The sequence below is a fragment of the uncultured Flavobacterium sp. genome (assembly GCF_963925415.1).
In the GTDB taxonomy this organism is placed as follows: Bacteria; Bacteroidota; Bacteroidia; order Flavobacteriales; family Flavobacteriaceae; genus Flavobacterium.
In genome coordinates this window covers 1-19,630 of sequence record NZ_CAWUTS010000052.1, presented here as the reverse complement: position 1 = coordinate 19,630, position 19,630 = coordinate 1, and the positions used below count along the sequence as shown (strand labels likewise).

The window sequence follows — 19,630 nt, the reverse complement described above, 5'->3', positions numbered from 1 at the left end:
AGAAGACTATAAAGGAACAAGAGGAAAATGGAATAATACAGATTATTATCAATTAGGTTACGCATATTATCAACAAAAAGATTTTGAAAAAGCCATTTCTCAATTCAATAAAATTATATCAGGAAATGACATTGTGGCCCAAAATGCCTATTATCATTTAGGCGAATGTTACTTAAATAGAGCTAAAAAAAGCCAAGCTTTAACAGCTTTTAAAATTGCATCTGAAATGGAATTTGATCTTAAAATTCAAGAAGATGCCTATTTAAATTATGCTAAATTAAGTTACGAAATAGGAAACTCATTCATCAGCACTCCTGAACTGTTGCACTCCTATTTGAACAAATATCCAAATTCATCGTATAGTCAAGAAATTAACAATCTATTAATTAGCTCTTATATTACATCAAAAAATTACAAAGATGCTCTTGTGCTTTTAGAAAAAAACATGTCGCCAGAAAATCGCCAAGCTTATCAGTTAGCTAATTTTTACCGAGGATTAGAAGTCTATACAGATGGAGATATCAAACAAGCCTTAAATATGTTTAACAAAGCTATTAATGAAAATAAAGACCCAAAATACACTGCAAGAGCATTATTTTGGAAGGCCGAAACCGAATATAATTTGGATCAATTTGAAGAAGCTAAAATTTCATTTAAACAATTTCAAAATAACAGTTCAGCAGCATCAACTCCCGAAAATAGTAATTTTGACTACGATTTAGGATATGCGTATTTTAAATTAAAAGAATATGACAATGCTGTTAAAAGCTTTGAAAATTTTGTTTCACGTAACAATAATGATAAAACTAGATTAGCAGATGCATACTTGCGCTTGGGTGATTGTAACTTTATGTTAACTAAATATTGGCCAGCTATGGACGCTTATAACAAAGCAATGGAGTTTAAAAGTCCGGATGCTGATTATGCAGCCTATCAAAAAGGAATTAGTTATGGTTTTGTAGGTAAAAATGACAAGAAAATTGAAGATTTAGAAAATTTTTCAAGAGTTTATCCAACTTCTCAATATGCGGATGATGCTTTATTTGAATTAGGAAATACTTACGTAAATGATAGTAAAACAGATAAAGCCATTCAAACATTTGATAAACTAATCAGTACATATAAAACAAGTTCTTATTTAGCTAAAGCCATTTTAAAACAAGGACTAATTTATTACAACAACAATAAAGAAGATTTAGCAATTGCAAAATTTAAAAAAGTTGCCGCCGATTTTCCTAATTCTCCAGAAGCTTTAGAAGCAGTTTCTACAGCTCGTTTAATATATATTGATAACGGAAGAGTTGATGAATATGCTGCTTGGGTAAAAACATTAAATTTTATTGAAGTGTCTGATGCAGATTTAGATCATACAACTTATGAATCGGCAGAAAAACAATACATCATGAATAACAGCAAACAGGCTGTTTCGGGTTTTACTACATATTTGGCAAATTTTCCAAACGGTATACATGCTTTAAATGCAAATTTTTATTTGGCTCAATTATATTTTGCTGATGGTTTAGAAAACAACACCATCATACATTATACTTATGTAATTAATCAATCTAGAAGCGAATATACCGAACAAGCATTGGCTCGATTGGCACAGGTATATTTAAAAGCAAAAACGTATGATAAAGCGATTTTGGTATTAAAAAGATTAGAAATTGAAGCTGATTTTCCTCAAAATGCAATCTTTGCACAATCTAATTTAATGAAATCGTATTATGAGATAAAAGAGTATTTTAATGCTGTTACCTATGCCGATAAAGTTTTGACTAATAATAAAATTGATGATCGAGTAAAAAGCGAAGCGCAAATCATAGTAGCACGAGCAGCTTTAAAAACAAACAATGAAACAAAAGCAAAATTGGCCTACCAAAATTTGCAAAAAATAGCGAAAGGAGAGTTAGCCGCAGAGGCTTTATTTTATAATGCATATTTTAATAATAAAGAGGATAAATATGCCGAGTCAAATAAAATTGTAGAAAAATATGCAAGAGACTTTTCAGGCTACCAATTTTTTGCCGCCAAAAGCTTAGTAGTTATGGCTGATAATTATTTTAAACTAAACGATAGTTTTCAGGCTACTGCTGTTTTAGAATCGGTTATTGAAAATTACGAAGAATATCCAGAAGTAGTTCAAGAAGCAAAAGACGCCTTAGCTTTAATAAAAACCGAAGAAGCCAAACAAAATTCATCTATTCAAGAGTAAATACATTAAAATGAAAAAACTACAAAATATAATTCTTATTGCATTAATTTTTTCGTTTCAATTGGGTTTAGCCCAAAAGAAAGACGAAAACATTGGTTCAGAAGTAGTGAATATTGTAAAACCCTATAGTCCAACTATTTCTGATGCGTTTAAGGTTAAAGAAACCCCAACTTTTGAAGATGACGCAGCCGTTAAAAAAGTACAAGTAACCTATTCTATTTTTTCATTCCCAGTAGCCTCAACATTTACACCAGCCAAAGGAAAAGCAGTTGATGTAGATAAAGAAAAAAAAGAAAAATTGTATAAAAACTATGCAACACTTGGTATGGGAAATTATTTAAATACTAATGCGGAGTTATTTATTACACATGATATTAGTAAAAGCATATATGTAGGCGGTATGTTGAGGCATTTGGCATCCTATCAAGATGTAAAAAACACAGAATTAAACAGTACTTTTTCAACTACAACCGCCGACATGACCTACGGAAGTAGAGATAAAGACTTGTATTATAATATAGACTTGGGCTATAAAAATCAAGCTAGTAAATGGTATGGTTTGCCTTTAAAATATGTTGCTTTTGATGAAACTACAGTAAATTTAATTGCCGAAAAACAATCATTCAACACTATTCAATTAGGTGGAAGATTTGGAATGAGAGATGCCTTTTTAAACAATGCTTCTTTATTGTTTAAAAACTTTTCAGATGCTTTTGGGTCAAGTGAAAACAGATTCTACATCAAACCAGAAACTTCTTTAGAAGTATTTAGAAAAAAAGTAAATTTAGATCTAGTTGTTGATTATGTAGGAGGAAAATTTGAAAGAAATTATATTTCAAATGACGCTTCAAAGTATTCAATAATTAATTTTGGAGCATCACCAAGTGTATTGTTTCAAGAAGATGATTATTCAATTCAATTGGGGGCTTCCGTTTTTTTTAATACAGAAAAACAAAATTCAAATTCAGTAAGTACTCTTTTGTTTTACCCTAATATAAAAGCATCTTATAAATTAGTGCCAGAAATATTAACAGCTTATGCTGGTGCAGAAGGCGCATTAAATCAAAACTCGTATGCTGATTTTGTTGATGTAAATCCATTTGTGTCGCCAACATTAAACATTACAACAACCAATCAAAAATATGATGCATATATAGGTTTAAAAGGAAAATTATCAAATGCAGTTTCTTTTAATTTAAGAGCTTCATATAAAAACGAAGAAGATAAAGGATTGTTTAAAAATAATGCATTCAACTCATCAAATACAAACACTGAAGGTTATGCTTATGGAAACTCGTTTAATGTGGCTTATGATGATGTAAAAACTATAACTGGTTTTGCAGAATTAAAAGCCGATTTTTCTAAAAATGTTTCTTTCGGAATAAGTGGTTCATACAATAATTATACAGTAGACAAACAACAAGAAGCATGGAACTTACCAGCCTTACAATTAGCTTCAACATTTGATTTAACCATAAACGAAAAATGGTATGCAGGTGCAAAAGTGTTTTTTGTAGGGGAAAGAAAAGATCAGGTTGCTATTGCTACAGATGCATTAGTTTTTCCACCAATATATAATACAGAAACCATAACTTTAGACAGTTTTTTTGATTTAAACGCACATATTGGTTACAAATACAACGACAGATTAACGGCTTTCTTAAAAGGAAACAACTTAGCTAGTCAAAACTACCAACGTTGGGTAAACTTTCCTGTTCAATCGATCAATATTATGATAGGTGCAAATTATAAATTTGATTTTTAGTTTTTGTTAAAATTATAAAAACACAAACAAAATTTATACTTTTTAGCTGCTTCTTTATAGCATTTTTACCAATAGTTAGAACATTTATGTTGAAAAAAATAAGACTAAATTATGTTGCAAAAACCACAAATCCTTTCCCAATACAAATTAATAGTTCAAAAAAAAATGGAAACCCTTCAAAAAATGATTTCCGATTTAACTGTTGATGCCCAAAACGATGCCAAAGGATCTGCAGGTGATAAACACGAAACCGCACTTGCCATGATGCATATTGAACAAGAAAAACTAAACCAAAAATTAAAAGAGGTTATTGACCAAAAAACAATTTTAAGTAAAATTGATGGCTCACAAACGCATAATACTATTGCATTGGGCAGTTTGGTTGAGGCTAATAAAACTTTGTTTTTTGTAAGTGCCGCTTTGCCTAAAATTACAATAGATAATCATGATGTTTTTGCACTTTCACCACAGTCACCATTGGGATTAAAATTAATGGGAAATAAAATTAATTTTCAATTTGAAATTAATTCAACAAAATACACAATTAATGCAGTTAAATAATTTTTTCACAGCAAATCTTTCTGCAATTTTGTTATTCTTGTCAAGTTAACAAAGTGTCATCATTTTAAATTTCATACAGAAAGCTATATTTCAAAACATTTAAGTTTAAAATTTATATTAAAAAATGTATTTTAGTTTAATATTATAACTAAAATACGTTTTTTAATATATTTTAAGTTGTTTTTTGTTCAATTTTGTAAAATAATTAAAGAGACAGATTCATTAACTTTTAAACTGAAAAAATATGTGCGGAATAGTATGTGCCTTCGATCTAAAACAAAAAGCAGAAATAGTAAGACCAAAGGTTTTAGAAATGTCAAAAACTATTAGGCATCGAGGACCCGATTGGAGTGGTATTTATAGTGATGACAAAACCATAATGGCACACGAACGACTCGCAATTGTTGACCCAGCATCGGGTAAGCAACCCTTGTTTACAAAAGATAAAAAGTTAGTTTTAGCAGCCAATGGCGAAATATACAACCACAGAGAATTAAGAAAACAATTTGAAGGTAAATACGAATTTCAAACCGAGAGCGATTGCGAAGTTATATTGGCTTTATACCAACAAAAAGGAGTAGGGTTTTTAGATGAAATGAACGGTATCTTTGGCTTTGCAATTTACGATGTTGTTAAAGACGAGTACTTCATTGCTCGTGATCATATGGGTATCATCCCATTATATATAGGTTGGGATGAACACGGAACATTTTTTGTAGCATCAGAACTAAAAGCTTTAGAAGGGGTATGTACCAAAATTCAATTGTTTCCACCAGGACATTACATGTCGAGTAAAGATGGAGATTTTGTACAATGGTACAACAGAGAATGGACAGATTATGATGCTGTACAAGAAAATTCAACAAGTATCGAAGAAATTAAAACAGCATTAGAAGCTGCTGTTCACAGGCAATTAATGAGCGATGTGCCTTATGGAGTTTTGCTTTCGGGTGGTTTAGATTCTTCCATAACTTCAGCTGTAGCTAAAAAGTATGCTCAAAAAAGAATTGAATCAGGTGACACAACAGATGCTTGGTATCCACAACTGCACTCTTTTTCTGTCGGGCTTGAGGGTTCTCCAGACTTAGCTGCTGCACAAATAGTTGCTGATCATATAGGAACCATTCACCACGAAATTAAATTCACCATTCAAGAAGGTTTAGATGCCATCAAAGACGTTATTTATAATATTGAAACCTATGATGTAACAACTATTAGGGCCTCAACACCTATGTATTTAATGGCAAGAGTTATTAAATCAATGGGAATTAAAATGGTATTGTCTGGTGAAGGAGCAGACGAATTATTTGGCGGTTATTTATATTTCCACAAAGCACCAAATGCCCGAGAATTTCATGAAGAAACGGTTCGTAAATTAAGTAAATTACACATGTATGATTGCCTACGTGCCAACAAAAGCTTAGCCGCCTGGGGAATTGAAGGTCGTGTGCCCTTTTTAGATAAAGAATTTATAGATGTAGCCATGCGAATTAATCCACAAGATAAAATGATAAACGGGGAGCGTATGGAAAAATGGGTTTTAAGAAAAGCTTTTGAAGATGTGTTGCCTCATAGTGTAGCTTGGAGACAAAAAGAACAATTTAGCGATGGTGTAGGGTATAGCTGGATTGATACTTTAAAAGAAGTTGTTGCAAAAGAAGTCTCAGATGAACAATTGGCAAATGCAAAATTTAAGTATCCCATACAAACCCCAACATCAAAAGAAGAATATTATTACCGTTCCATTTTTACCGATCATTTTCCTAGTGATGCAGCCGCTTTGAGTGTGCCGCAAGAGGCAAGTGTAGCTTGTAGTACTAAAATTGCTTTAGAATGGGACGAAGCTTTTAAAAACATGAACGACCCAAGTGGTAGAGCCGTAGCTCATGTGCACGACGATGCTTATATAAAATAGTTTTTTGATTACAAAATTGTTATGCCGAACTAGCTTGTGCTGAATTTATTTCAGCATTTCGGCATCTCATTTAATTAACGATTGTTAATCACAAAAATTTAAAGCACCATTTTGTCATTTTGAACGTAACGGAGTGAAGAGAGAAATCGCATTAAATTTATACTAAAGTGTAATGTGATTTCTCCTGCGGTCGAAATGACAAGCAAAAAAAACAAAATTCCATTCTTCAAGCAGCTCGATTATTGTGATTGTGGGTAAAAAATTAAACATCAAAACGATCTTTTAAAACACTAACCAATTTATCCACAAAATCTTTGTCAGGCATCACAATAACAACACGGTTATTTATAGAACTTCCTTTGTGCATTTGCTTGTTAAAATTAATTTTTATTATAAAGAAACAAGTGCTTTTAACAAATGTTAATAACTAAAATCATTTAAAGGCACTTTTTAGCCATTATTTTTAATCAAATCGTTATATTTGTTCGTTAAATTAATATGAGTTTATAAGCGATAAAATATGATTGAGGAAAACAATAAGAATAATTATTCGGCTGATAGTATTCAGGCTTTAGAAGGAATGGAGCACGTAAGAATGCGTCCGTCTATGTATATTGGAGATGTAGGTGTTAGAGGTCTTCATCATTTAGTATATGAAGTTGTCGACAACTCTATTGATGAGGCTATGGGTGGTTATTGTGATACCATTAGAGTTGATATTAATGAAGATGGCTCTGTTTCTGTTGAAGATAACGGACGTGGAATTCCGGTTGGAATTCATAAAAAAGAAGGTGTATCTGCATTAGAGGTTGTAATGACTAAAATTGGTGCTGGAGGTAAATTTGATAAAGATTCTTATAAAGTTTCTGGAGGTTTGCACGGTGTTGGTGTTTCTGTAGTAAATGCATTGTCTAATCATTTACGCGCAACAGTTCACAGTTCGGATGGAAATGTTTACGAACAAGAATATGAAAAAGGAAAAGCATTATATCCCGTAAAACAAATTGGAACAACAGACAAAAGAGGTACAATTGTAACTTTTTATCCAGATGATACTATATTTACACAAACAGTCGATTTTTCTTATGATACTTTGTCTGCTCGTATGCGAGAATTGTCGTTCTTAAATAAAGGAATTACAATTACATTTACAGATAAAAGAGAAGTAGATAAAGACGGAAATTTTGTTTCAGAAATTTTTCATTCTACAGAAGGTCTTAAAGAATATATTAGATATTTAGATGCCAATCGTGAACCTATTATTGCTCATGTAATTTCAATGGATTCTGAAAAAGGAGAAATCCCTGTTGAGGTTGCCTTAATATATAATACCAGTTATACTGAAAATATATTTTCATATGTAAATAACATCAACACACACGAAGGAGGAACGCATTTACAAGGCTTTAGAACAGGACTAACACGTTCTTTAAAGAAATATGCGGATGCTTCGGGAATGTTAGATAAATTAAAATTTGAAATATCTGGAGATGACTTCCGAGAAGGATTAACAGCCATTATTTCGGTAAAAGTTGCAGAGCCACAGTTTGAAGGTCAAACCAAAACCAAGCTAGGAAATAGAGAAGTAGTTTCTCCGGTTAGTCAAGCTGTTGGAGACATGATTGAAGCCTATTTAGAAGAAAATCCTAATGATGCCAAAATCATTGTTCAAAAAGTAATACTGGCTGCTCAGGCCCGTCACGCTGCTAAAAAAGCACGTGAAATGGTTCAGCGTAAAACTGTTTTAGGTGGTGGTGGTTTACCAGGAAAATTGTCAGATTGTTCAGAACAAGATCCAGCAAAATGCGAAGTTTTTCTTGTTGAGGGAGATTCGGCTGGTGGAACTGCAAAGCAAGGACGTGACAGAATGTTTCAAGCTATTCTTCCTTTAAGAGGAAAAATTTTGAATGTAGAAAAAGCCATGCAACACAAAGTTTTTGAAAATGAAGAAATTCGTAATATTTTCACAGCTTTAGGAGTTACTATTGGAACTGAAGAAGATAGTAAGGCACTTAATTTGTCAAAATTAAGATACCATAAAGTAGTTATTATGTGTGATGCCGATGTTGATGGTAGTCATATTTCTACTTTGATATTGACATTTTTCTTTAGATTTATGAGAGAATTAATAGAAGGAGGGCATGTTTATATTGCAGCTCCACCTTTATATTTGGTTAAAAAAGGAACTAAAAAAGAATACGCTTGGAATGATGATCAACGCGATTTAATTACTCAAAAATTAGGAGGTAGTGTTGCTATTCAAAGATATAAAGGTCTTGGAGAAATGAATGCTGAACAATTATGGGATACTACCATGAACCCCGATTTTAGAACATTACGTCAAGTTAATATTGACAGTTTGTCTGAAGCCGATAGAATTTTTTCTATGTTAATGGGTGATGAGGTTCCTCCTCGTAGAGAGTTTATTGAAAAAAATGCAGCTTACGCAAAAATAGATGCATAACAAGGTCTTTAACTGTTCAACAGTATGTTTTGTAAAGTTTGCTAAAATGCCTGAACAATTAAATAAATAATGAATAAATTACTAAAAGTTAGTTTGTTCATTGTTTTGGTGAATTTTCATCAAGTAAATGCTCAATTTGATCAAACGATTAATTTGTTAGATGATGTAGTATCTTTTTCAGAAAATTTTTTTGAACCTGCGGCAGATGTTTTAGCTTTTCAAGCAGCTAGTGGTTGGATAACATCTACAAAAAAAACAAACCTTTGGGATTTTAAGTTGGGTTTTCAAATGAATGGATTAGTAGTTCCAAATAATAAAAAATCATTTCAAATTTCAAACAGTGATTTTGTTTTTTTTGAAATTGAAGGTTATACAAGTATGATAGTGCCTACAGGATTAGGAAATGATGATCAATGTTTTTTAGTGGGTATTTTAGACGGTAGTGAAGTCCGTTTAAAAACACCTGAAGGAATGCAACAGAACACTTTAGTTATGCCTTATGTGTATTCTGAATTGGGCTTGGCTTATGGAACATCTTTATCGATTCGTTATACCCCAAAATCTAGTTTAAAGGGTGGCGATTTTAAATTATTTGGCATAGGGTTGATGCACAATTTGGATCAATATTTTACGAAATTAAAAGAGAAAAAAATAAATATTGCTTCACAAATAGTATATGTAAATCAAGTTGTTGGATTAAAATATTTATCTTTATCCTCAGAATCAATTAACATAAACGTAAATAAAATTTTAAGCACGATTGACACATATCAATTTCAATTGAGTGCTTCAAAAGAATATAAAAAATGGGAGTTAATGGCGAGTTTAATAGCAAATAGAAATACATTCAACTATTCTGTGCCAAATGAAAATTTGAATGATGATTCTGTTGGTAATGACTTGTTAAATCAACTTTTGAAAACAATTTCAACTGATTCTTTTAACATGCTGGCCGAATTTTCAGGTCGTTATGGTTTAAATAATAATTTTTACTTACAAGGATCGGTTGTTTTAGGTAAACTAATAAATACCAATTTTGGTATTCAATATCAATTTAATAATAAATAATTTAAAAGATGAAAGTTACAATAGTAGGTGCTGGTAATGTTGGTGCAACTTGTGCTGATGTTATTTCTTATAGAGGAATAGCTAGCGAAGTAGTGTTATTAGACATTAAAGAAGGTTTTGCAGAAGGAAAAGCAATGGATATAATGCAATGTGCAACCACTACAGGTTTTAATACAGTAGTTACGGGTAGTACAAATGATTATACTAAAACAGCTAACTCAGATGTAGTAGTAATTACATCGGGTATCCCAAGAAAGCCAGGAATGACACGTGAAGAATTAATCGGTATCAATGCAGGAATTGTAAAATCTGTAGCGCAAAATATATTGGTTCATTCTCCAAACACCATAATTGTTGTAGTGTCTAATCCTATGGATACCATGACCTATTTAACTTTAAAAGCAACAGGTTTACCAAAAAACAGAGTTATTGGAATGGGTGGAGCTTTAGATAGTTCTCGCTTTAAGTACTATTTATCTCAAGCCTTACAAAAACCATCAAATGATGTTCAGGGAATGGTTGTTGGAGGTCATGGTGATACAACTATGATTCCATTAACACGTTTAGCTTCATATAATGGATCTCCAGTGGCTAACTTCTTATCTCAAGAAGAAATGGACAAAGTTGCTGCCTCAACTATGGTAGGTGGTGCTACATTAACAGGTTTGTTAGGTACTTCTGCTTGGTATGCACCAGGTGCTTCGGTAGCTTTTTTAGTAGATTCTATTTTAAATGATCAAAAAAGAATGATACCTTGTTCTGTTATGTTAGATGGAGAATATGGGCAAAAAGATATTTGCATAGGCGTTCCTTGTATAATTGGTAAAAATGGGGTTGAACAAATTGTAGATGTTAAGTTAAATGAGTCAGAAATGTCTTTATTTGCAAAAAGTGCTGATGCTGTAAGAAATATGAATGCAGATTTGAAATCAATTTTATAATTTCAATAAACTTAAAAAAACAAGACTGTTACATATGTAACAGTCTTTTTTTTTAAATAAAATGGATATTGTAAAAAAACAAATATACTTACTTGAGCTTTTTTAGTGTTGTTTTGCTTTAAATCATTTTTAATGTTTACAAATACTTCCAACTATTTCATAAAGCTCATTTACATGCTCTAAATTTAAATCAAAGGGCTCGTAGAGTAAAATGTTTTTTAAATTTCCCTCTTGCCATACGTTTTGATTGTAAGCACATGCTAAAACAGAATTATCAATATTGCTTTTTTGAATTCTTCTTAAAATTTTATATTCAGCAGTTAAAATCATATAGTCTTTGCCATAAATAATTAAATTTTTATCCATTACTTTTTTCCCAACAATTATTTGAGATTTTGTGTATTTTGGCTCCATACTAACATCTGTTATTTCCATTATAAAATCAGATAATTCAAGCCAAATTTCTATAGTTTTTTTGCTAATAGAATTTTCTAATTTTATTCCGTTAAGTGAAATTGAATGGTTTTCAATAGGGGTGTCTTTTTCTTTTTTTAAAAGCATATCGCCTTGATGAAATAAAAGCCATAAAGGATTTAAATCTTTATAATAACTTACTATTTTATTGATAATATTTTCACCAATACTTCCATTTCGATTCAATTGAGTTTTTAAATAACCATTTGATAGACCAATATTTTTTTCTAATTCAGAAGGTCTAATTCTGTTGGCTTTCATGTAAATAAATAATTGTTTAATAGCCGGCATACATATATAATTTGTGAATATTTTAATTAAAAGCGTTTAAAAGCTTATGTTTTTAAAAAAATTAATTTAAATTACTGATTGCAATGACACAAGTTACACGCAGGTTTCAAAACAGCTATGTTAAAATATGTTTATAAATCGTCTGCGAATATACAAAAATGTTTAATATTATACAAAATGTAATTATAAATAATTTTAATATTTAGGAAAATCTAAAATAAAATAGCGTAATATTTTAACTGTTAAACACAAATTTTTGAAAAGGCAAATAATATTTTTTTTTAAAAACTGTATTCGTTGTTTTTGTAAAAAAACAATAAATTAACATTAGTATAAAATAAAATTGTTTAATCCTATAGTATATTATATATTTGTCTGTTTTTTTAAATACAATAAATAAATTTTTGAATAATGCAGAATAAAGGACTTATTAAATTTTTCGCAATTATTTTTGCGGCAGCATGTATCTATCAATTGTCATTTACTTATGTAGCTGATAGTTATGCAAAAAAAGCAAAGACTTTTGCTAATGGAGACTTTTCAAAAGAACAAAACTACTTAGACTCCATAGGTAAAGTACAAGTATATCTGGGTAATACCTACAATGAAGTAGTTGCTAAACAAATCAATAAAGGCTTAGATTTAGAGGGTGGTATAAACGTTATACTTCAAATATCTGTAAAAGATATTCTAAAAGGTTTAGCTAATAACTCTAAAGATCCTGTTTTTAATAAAGCTTTATCAGAGACATCTATAAATCAAAGAGGAAATCAAACTTTTTTAGATGCTTTTTATGAAACTTTTGAAAAGGAGGCATCGGCAAGTGGTATTAAATTATCAAGTCCAGATATTTTTGGAACACGAACTTTAGATGATGTTATAAAATTTGACATGACTAATAATCAAGTTAAACCTTTAATAAAGTTAGAAGTTTCTAAATCGGTAGAAAGTGCTTTTGAAGTAATAAGAAAACGTATTGATCAATTTGGCGTTACACAACCAAACATTCAAATGCTTGGTGAAACTGGTAGAATTTTAGTAGAATTGCCTGGTGCAAAGGATGTTGATCGTATAAAAAAATTATTGCAAGGAACTGCTCAACTAGAGTTTTGGGAAACTTTTAAAATTGATGAAGTAGCACAATATTTAGTTGCGGTTAATGAAGAGTTAAAGAAAACTGAAGTTGTAGTTGATGAAGTAGTAGAAGCTAAATCCACAGGTATCGATTCTCTTCTTACAGATAATAATGATACTATTAAAAGACAAGTGAATCCATTTTTTGATAAAATTCAGGTAAGTCAACAACCCGGAAGTTCAATTATTGGTTATTCTAAAATTTCTGACACTGCAAAGATTAATTCTTATTTCAGAAGAAATGACACTAAAGTATTATTGCCCAATCAACTTGCAGATGTTAAATTTGTTTGGGGAAAAGTAAATGATAAAACTCCAGATATTACAGAATTATATGCTTTAAAAGGAAATAGAGCAAATGAGGCACCTATTAGTGGTGGTGTAATTACAAATGCTACTGATACGTATGACAATGTTGGAAAACCTGCCGTAAGTATGCAAATGAATGGTAAAGGTTCTAAATTGTGGGAAAAATTAACAGGCGCTGTATCCCAACAAGGAAATGCAATTGCAATCACATTAGACAATACAGTTTATTCTGCACCAGGTGTTTCAAAAGGGGCAATTACAGGGGGTAGTTCAGAAATATCAGGATTATTTACTATTGAAGAAACAAAAGATTTAGCCAATGTGTTAAGAGCTGGAAAATTACCTGCAAGAGCAGAAATTTTACAATCTGACGTTGTTGGACCATCTTTAGGTAAAGAAGCTATCAGTAGTGGTATCATGTCGTTTATTATAGGTTTCTCTTTGGTATTATTATGGATGGTTTTCTATTATGGAAAAACAGGTTTTTATGCTAATTTAGCTTTATTGGTAAACATCTTATTTATTTTTGGAGTTTTAGCAAGTTTTGGTGCTGTTTTAACATTGCCAGGTATTGCAGGTATTGTATTAACTATTGGTATGGCAGTAGATGCAAACGTTATTATATTTGAAAGAGCTAAAGAAGAATTAGATTCAGGTAAAACTATCGAAGAAGCTGTTAATTATGCGTTTACTTGGAAAGGTGCCATGTCATCTATTGTTGATGCTAATATTACAACTTTTATAACAGCGTTAATTCTTTTCTTATTAGGAACAGGACCAATTAAAGGTTTTGCAACTACTTTATTGATAGGTATTTTAACATCATTATTTACAGCAATTTTTATTACTAGAATATTTTTAGACTGGAGTATTTCTAAAGGAGAAAAATTAGCTTTTTCAACAAGTATTACAAAAAACTGGTTTAAAAATATGAAGTTTGACTTCTTAGGAAAACGAAAAATTGCATACGCTATTTCAGGTGTATTAATATTGGCCAGTTTGTTTTCGATTTTTACAAAAGGTTTAAATAAAGGGGTCGATTTTGTTGGAGGTAGAACATATCAAGTACGTTTTGATCAACCTGTAAATGCTCCAGATGTAGCTAAAGATTTAGTTGCAACTTTTGGTAGTGCAGAGGCCAAAGTTTTTGGTAATGACAACCAGTTAAAAATTACAACAAAATATAAAGTTGATGAAGAAAGTGAAGGTGTAGATAAAGAAGTAAATGTTAAACTATATGAAGCATTAACAAAATACTTACCAAAAGGCTTAACATATGATCAATTTGTAGTGTCATCAGATACCAAAAAAGTTGGTATCATGCAATCGTCAAAAGTATCTGGAACTATTTCTAAAGACATCACTACCAATTCTATTTGGGCTGTAGTTATTTCGTTATTAGTAGTATTTTTATACTTGATGATTTCGTTTAAAAAATGGCAATTTGGTCTTGGGGCTGTAGTGGCTGTTGCGCATGATGTTATTATTGTATTGGGTATATTCTCATTCTTCTATACCATTTTACCATTTAACATGGAAATAGATCAAGCATTTATAGCTGCAATTTTAACAGTAATTGGATATTCATTAAATGATACGGTTATTGTATTTGACCGTGTTAGAGAGTATTTAAATTATAATTCAACATCTGATTTTGATGGATTAGTAAATAAAGCTTTAAACACTACGTTGAGTAGAACAATAAATACATCTGCTACAACATTAGTAGTTTTAATTGCTGTATTTATCTTTGGTGGAGAAACGATCAGAGGATTTATATTTGCTATTTTAGTAGGTATACTAGTAGGAACATATTCATCTTTATTTGTTGCTACTCCTGTTATGAAAGATACTATGAGTGAAAAAGAAGCTTTAAAAATGGCTCAATTTAAAAAAGAAAATTAGAAATTAAGTAAAGATATTTTAAAATCCTAAAATGAAAATTTTAGGATTTTTTTTTGATTAACTCTATCTATATTTGTTTAAATTTAAATTATATATTCATGAAAAAGTATTTTTTAGTATTGTTGTTATGTCCTTTTTTTGTTTTGGCTCAAGATGAAGAAGTCAAACAATACAAAGGCGAATTAAAGTCCAACCTTTTTGATTTAATAGTTGGTAAATCTTTTAATATTGGATATGAACATTTTTTGAAAGGAAACCAGTCTGTTCAATTTGATCTTACTCTTTTTGACACCTATTCCTATTTAGATGCTTCTTATTTAGAAAGTAACAATTTAATAGGTTTACAAGCTTCCTACAATTTTTATTTTTCAAAAAACAAAAAGCAACATGGTTTTGCCTTTTCGCCTTTTTTAAAATATAGAGTTGGTAAACAAGAAATTATAGACTACTATTACTTCTATGATTATGATACAGGAACAAGTACAAGCACTAATATGAATAGAGAATTTGATTTAAGTGGACTTGAAGCAGGTTTTGGCGTAAGTCATAAATGGTTGTTTAATGATAAAATCAGTCTGACCTTGGGCTCACAAATTGCTAGAAATTTTTCAAATTCAAAAGCAATTAGTGATAATTATTCAGATATAAATTTTAAAGCTCACGTTACATTAGGATTTAGATTGTAATAAAAAAGCCCTTAAAATAATTTAAGGGCTTTTTTTATTTTACATTTTTTTTATGCTACTTTTTTGGCCTTTACCATAAAGAAAATTCCAGCTATAATAAAGGGTATACTCAACCATTGACCCGTAGATAATAAACCAAGGCTTTCTTCAAATCCACCTTGGCTTTCTTTTACAAATTCGACAAAGAATCGAACCGTCCAAAGTAAAACTAAAAATGTACCAAATAGTAAACCTTGTTTGTTTTTTGCATTAGTTTTCCAATACATGTAAAACAAAATAGCAAAAACAAATATATACCCAAAAGCCTCATATAACATGGCAGGATGCTTTGGGCTAACTTCTGCTAAAAGATCTGTAAACTGCGAATTAGTTTCAATTGATTTATAGGCTTGATTGACATCGGAAATATTAGTTTTTTGAACTGCTTCTCTTGGACTAAATTTATCTCTAATGAATTTTATTCCAAGCGATGAAGTTGTTTCTTTCCCAATAATTTCAGAATTAAAAAAGTTGCCTAACCGAACAAAAACTGCTCCACTTGCTACAGGAATTACTATTCGATCTAATATCCATATGATGGGTTTCTGAATTATTTTTTTACTGTAAAAATACATTACGATAACTATAGATATTGCCGCACCGTGACTTGCTAAACCTGCAAAACCTGTAAATTCCCATCCCTCAATAAAGCCAAAAAGTGTAGCCTGAGGGTTTTCTTTTATGGGTAATAATATTTCTGCAGTGTGTTGGCTAAAATATTCCCAATCATAAAAAAAAACATGACCTAAGCGCGCACCTATTAAAGTTGCTACAACTGTATATACAAAAAGATTGTCTAATTTTTCAATAGAGAGTCCTTCTCGACTGTATATTTCTTTCATAATATACCAACCTAATCCAAAAGCTACGACAAACATCAAGCTGTAAAATCGAACGGTTATAAATCCTAAATCAAAACCTTGTGTGGGATTCCAAACCATATACAATGCGTTATTCATAATAATGAAATTATTTTAAAAAAGTAAAAATAAAGAATATAATTTGTTTAGTCGTTAAAATAAAGTAAAGTTTATGTTTAAGTTTTATTTAGGTATATAAAATCAAGGTACAGGATCATATCCGCTTTTTCCCCAAGGATGGCAACTTACAATTCGCTTAATTGCAAAACAGCCTCCTTTAAATAATCCGTATTTTTGTAAGGACTGAACTGTATAGTGTGAACAAGTAGGCTCAAAACGGCAAGCGGCAGGTGTAAATGGAGAAATTGCCCCTTGATAAAAACGAACCAAAAGTATAAAAGGAAAAATGAGAATTTTTTTTAATGTCAAATTAAGTAATAATCAAATGTTATAAAGAAAAGCGAGTACCCTCTTTTCCATCTTTTAACTCAATGTCTAGAGCTGCTAATTTATCTCTTATTTCATCAGATAAAGCCCAATTTTTATTTATTCTAGCTTCATTTCTCATGGTTATCAGCATTTCGAGTACGCCGTTTAATTTTATAGAACTATTATTTGATGTTTGGCTGTTTTTTATACCTAAAACATCAAAAGTAAAAGCAGTTAAAGTTTCTTTTAAAAGTGCTATATCAACTGCAGTTAAAGTTTCTTTTTTATCATTAACTAGATTAACGTATTTTATGCCTTCAAATAAATTGGCAATTAATACAGGTGTGTTAAAGTCATCATTCATAGCTGTATAACACTGTTCTTTCCAAGTATCTATATGTAGAGTTGAAGCGGTACTTGTATTTAGCTTATCTAATAAAGATATTCCTTCCATTAAGCGATGAAAGCCTTTTTCAGCTGCTACCATGGCATCATTAGAAATATCTAAAACACTTCTATAATGAGCTTGTAAAAAGCAAAATCGAACGGTATTAGCATCAAAACTTTTTTCAAAAAATGAATTATTACCTGATAATAATTCGTTCGGCAAAATATAGTTCCCAGTAGATTTACTCATGCGTAGGCCATTCATGGTTAGCATGTTTGTATGCATCCAGTAATTTACAGGAGAGTGGCCAAAACTGGCTTTTGCTTGTGCAATTTCGCATTCATGATGTGGGAATTTTAAATCCATTCCACCTCCGTGTATGTCAAAATTTTTACCTAGGTATTTGGTACTCATTGCAGTACATTCTAAATGCCATCCCGGAAATCCATTTCCCCAGGGCGAAGGCCATTGCATTATATGCTGTGGCGATGCATTTTTCCATAAAGCAAAATCTTGTGGGTTTTTTTTCTCATTTTGACCATCTAGATTTCTAGTATTGACAAATAATTCTTCAACATTTCGGTTGCTTAATTCACCATAGTTTAACCCTTTTTCATTGTAAGCCAATACATCAAAATAAACCGAACCTTTGCTTTCATATGCAAATCCATCCAAAACCATACGCTGGGTTAATTCAATTTGTTCTATAATATGACCCGTTGCCGTAGGTTCAATTGTGGGTTCTAAAAAATTAAATTCTTGCAAAACCTTATGAAAATCAACTGTATATTTTTGTACAATTTCCATGGGTTCTAACTTCTCCAACTTAGATTGCTTTACAAAACGATCGTTTTCTACATCACCATCATCGGTCAAATGTCCAGCATCAGTAATATTTCTTACATACCGTACTTTGTATTTTAAATGCAACAAATAGCGATACATAACATCAAAACTCATAAAAGTCCTTACATTACCTAAATGCACATTGCTATAAACAGTTGGTCCGCAAACATACATGCCAACATTTCCTTCAGAAATTGGAGTAAAAGTTTCTTTTTTGCCAGATGTTGTATTGTATACCCGTAAGGTGTTTTTTTTGTAAATTTGCATTTTTATTTTTTTTGAAACTATTTCTACTATCCGCTTTATCCTTTGTTAATAAAAAAGGTTTCCGTTTTTATTAAAGCTAAGGTAAATGTTTACAAATAAAACTTTAGGCAAAAACTAAAAATTAGTATCCATTTTAATATAATCTAGAAACTCTCTTCTGGTAACATCTTCTTTAAATTTGCCTCCAAATTCAGCGGTAATAGTACTGCTTTCTATATCTTTAATTCCTCTCGAATTTACGCACAAATGTTTTGCATCAATTACACATGCAACATCTTCAGTTCCCAATACTTTTTTTAATTCTTCAACAATTTGCATATTTAAACGTTCTTGTACTTGTGGTCTTTTTGCAAAATAATCAACAATTCGATTCATTTTTGATAAGCCTACAACTGTACCATTAGATATATAAGCTACATGTGCTCTTCCTACTATAGGTAATAAATGATGCTCACATGTAGAATATACTACAATGTTTTTTTCAACAAGCATTTCGTTGTATTTATATTTGTTTTCAAATGTAGACGAACTTGGCTTCTTATTTGGATTTAATCCACCAAAAATTTCATTTACAAACATTTTGGCTACTCTATTTGGTGTGCCGCTTAAACTATCATCTGTAAGGTCCATTCCAAGAATTGTTAAAATGTTTTCAACATTATCTTTAATCAATTCAATTTTTACATCATCAGAAATGTCAAATGCATCTGCTCTGAGGGGGGTGTTAGCGCTAGTTCCAATATGATTTTCACCAATTTCAACGTTCAATTTTTCGTTTTTAAGCATGTTAATTTTTAATAAAAATTATTTTTTTAAATAATAAGCAAATATAATTAATAAACTCCAAAAAAGCATTAAATGTCAAAACTATATAATTAAATTTATCAATTTTTTTAACAATTTTTTATGATTAATTTTTTTTTTAATATTGATTTTTTTTATTCTATATATTAAAATAAATTTAACCTCTAATTTTGATTTTTAGTCAATGTATCCAAAACACTTAGGATTTAAACTTAATTAGAAAGCTTTTTTTCTTTTAATAACATAAAAAAATAAACTAAACAATATAT

14 protein-coding genes are annotated in these 19,630 nt (G+C 30.6%); 9 read left to right on the top strand and 5 right to left on the bottom strand.

Annotation, left to right across the window (positions count from 1 at the left end; translation table 11 throughout):
* From AABM47_RS04335 to mdh, 7 genes are all read left to right on the top strand, one after another.
* Positions 1–2,215, top strand: a 2,215-nt coding sequence (locus AABM47_RS04335) for a tetratricopeptide repeat protein (RefSeq protein ID WP_338409702.1), incomplete at its 5' end; no start/stop codon positions are given.
* Between the two features lie 10 nt (positions 2,216–2,225).
* A complete protein-coding gene (locus AABM47_RS04330; protein ID WP_338409701.1) occupies positions 2,226–3,980 on the top strand; it encodes a TonB-dependent receptor in 1,755 nt (584 codons plus the stop codon).
* Positions 3,981–4,145: 165 nt separating this feature from the next.
* Positions 4,146–4,541: a hypothetical protein gene (locus AABM47_RS04325; RefSeq protein ID WP_338409700.1), complete on the top strand. Its 396-nt coding sequence runs from the start codon at positions 4,146–4,148 to the stop codon at positions 4,539–4,541.
* Positions 4,542–4,785: 244 nt separating this feature from the next.
* Entirely contained in the window at positions 4,786–6,456 is a 1,671-nt protein-coding gene (asnB, locus tag AABM47_RS04320; protein WP_338409699.1) for an asparagine synthase B, read from the top strand.
* Positions 6,457–6,976: 520 nt separating this feature from the next.
* Positions 6,977–8,920, top strand: a complete 1,944-nt coding sequence (gene gyrB / locus AABM47_RS04315; protein ID WP_338409698.1) for a DNA topoisomerase (ATP-hydrolyzing) subunit B — start codon at positions 6,977–6,979, stop codon at positions 8,918–8,920.
* A gap of 69 nt (positions 8,921–8,989) precedes the next feature.
* Positions 8,990–9,988: a DUF6588 family protein gene (locus AABM47_RS04310; RefSeq protein WP_338409697.1), complete on the top strand. Its 999-nt coding sequence runs from the start codon at positions 8,990–8,992 to the stop codon at positions 9,986–9,988.
* Positions 9,989–9,996: 8 nt separating this feature from the next.
* Positions 9,997–10,929 (top strand): malate dehydrogenase, encoded by a 933-nt coding sequence (gene mdh / locus AABM47_RS04305; protein WP_338409696.1) that lies wholly within the window; start codon positions 9,997–9,999, stop codon positions 10,927–10,929.
* Positions 10,930–11,058: 129 nt separating this feature from the next.
* Here the strand turns inward: mdh and AABM47_RS04300 are convergent, their stop codons facing one another.
* Positions 11,059–11,694, bottom strand: coding sequence for a hypothetical protein (locus tag AABM47_RS04300; RefSeq protein ID WP_338409695.1), 636 nt, complete (start codon positions 11,692–11,694; stop codon positions 11,059–11,061).
* A gap of 411 nt (positions 11,695–12,105) precedes the next feature.
* On the opposite strand from AABM47_RS04300, the gene secDF reads away from it, so the two are divergent.
* Both secDF and AABM47_RS04290 read left to right on the top strand, forming a co-directional pair.
* Positions 12,106–15,042 (top strand): protein translocase subunit SecDF, encoded by a 2,937-nt coding sequence (secDF, locus tag AABM47_RS04295; RefSeq protein WP_338409694.1) that lies wholly within the window; start codon positions 12,106–12,108, stop codon positions 15,040–15,042.
* Positions 15,043–15,140: 98 nt separating this feature from the next.
* Positions 15,141–15,728: a hypothetical protein gene (locus AABM47_RS04290; protein ID WP_338409693.1), complete on the top strand. Its 588-nt coding sequence runs from the start codon at positions 15,141–15,143 to the stop codon at positions 15,726–15,728.
* A gap of 50 nt (positions 15,729–15,778) precedes the next feature.
* Here the strand turns inward: AABM47_RS04290 and lgt are convergent, their stop codons facing one another.
* The 4 genes from lgt to folE all read right to left on the bottom strand — a co-directional run bounded on the left by lgt (position 15,779) and on the right by folE (position 19,343).
* Positions 15,779–16,726 (bottom strand): prolipoprotein diacylglyceryl transferase, encoded by a 948-nt coding sequence (gene lgt / locus AABM47_RS04285; RefSeq protein WP_338409692.1) that lies wholly within the window; start codon positions 16,724–16,726, stop codon positions 15,779–15,781.
* A 102-nt stretch (positions 16,727–16,828) separates the two neighbouring features.
* On the bottom strand, positions 16,829–17,056 hold the full coding sequence (gene yidD, locus AABM47_RS04280; RefSeq protein ID WP_338409691.1) for a membrane protein insertion efficiency factor YidD: 228 nt from the start codon (positions 17,054–17,056) through the stop codon (positions 16,829–16,831).
* A gap of 19 nt (positions 17,057–17,075) precedes the next feature.
* Positions 17,076–18,557: a cysteine--tRNA ligase gene (gene cysS, locus AABM47_RS04275; protein ID WP_338409690.1), complete on the bottom strand. Its 1,482-nt coding sequence runs from the start codon at positions 18,555–18,557 to the stop codon at positions 17,076–17,078.
* 114 nt (positions 18,558–18,671) lie between these two features.
* The gene (folE, locus tag AABM47_RS04270) at positions 18,672–19,343 is read right to left on the bottom strand and encodes a GTP cyclohydrolase I FolE (RefSeq protein ID WP_338409689.1); all 672 of its coding nucleotides are present in this window, start codon (positions 19,341–19,343) and stop codon (positions 18,672–18,674) included.
* Positions 19,344–19,630: the final 287 nt, after the last annotated feature.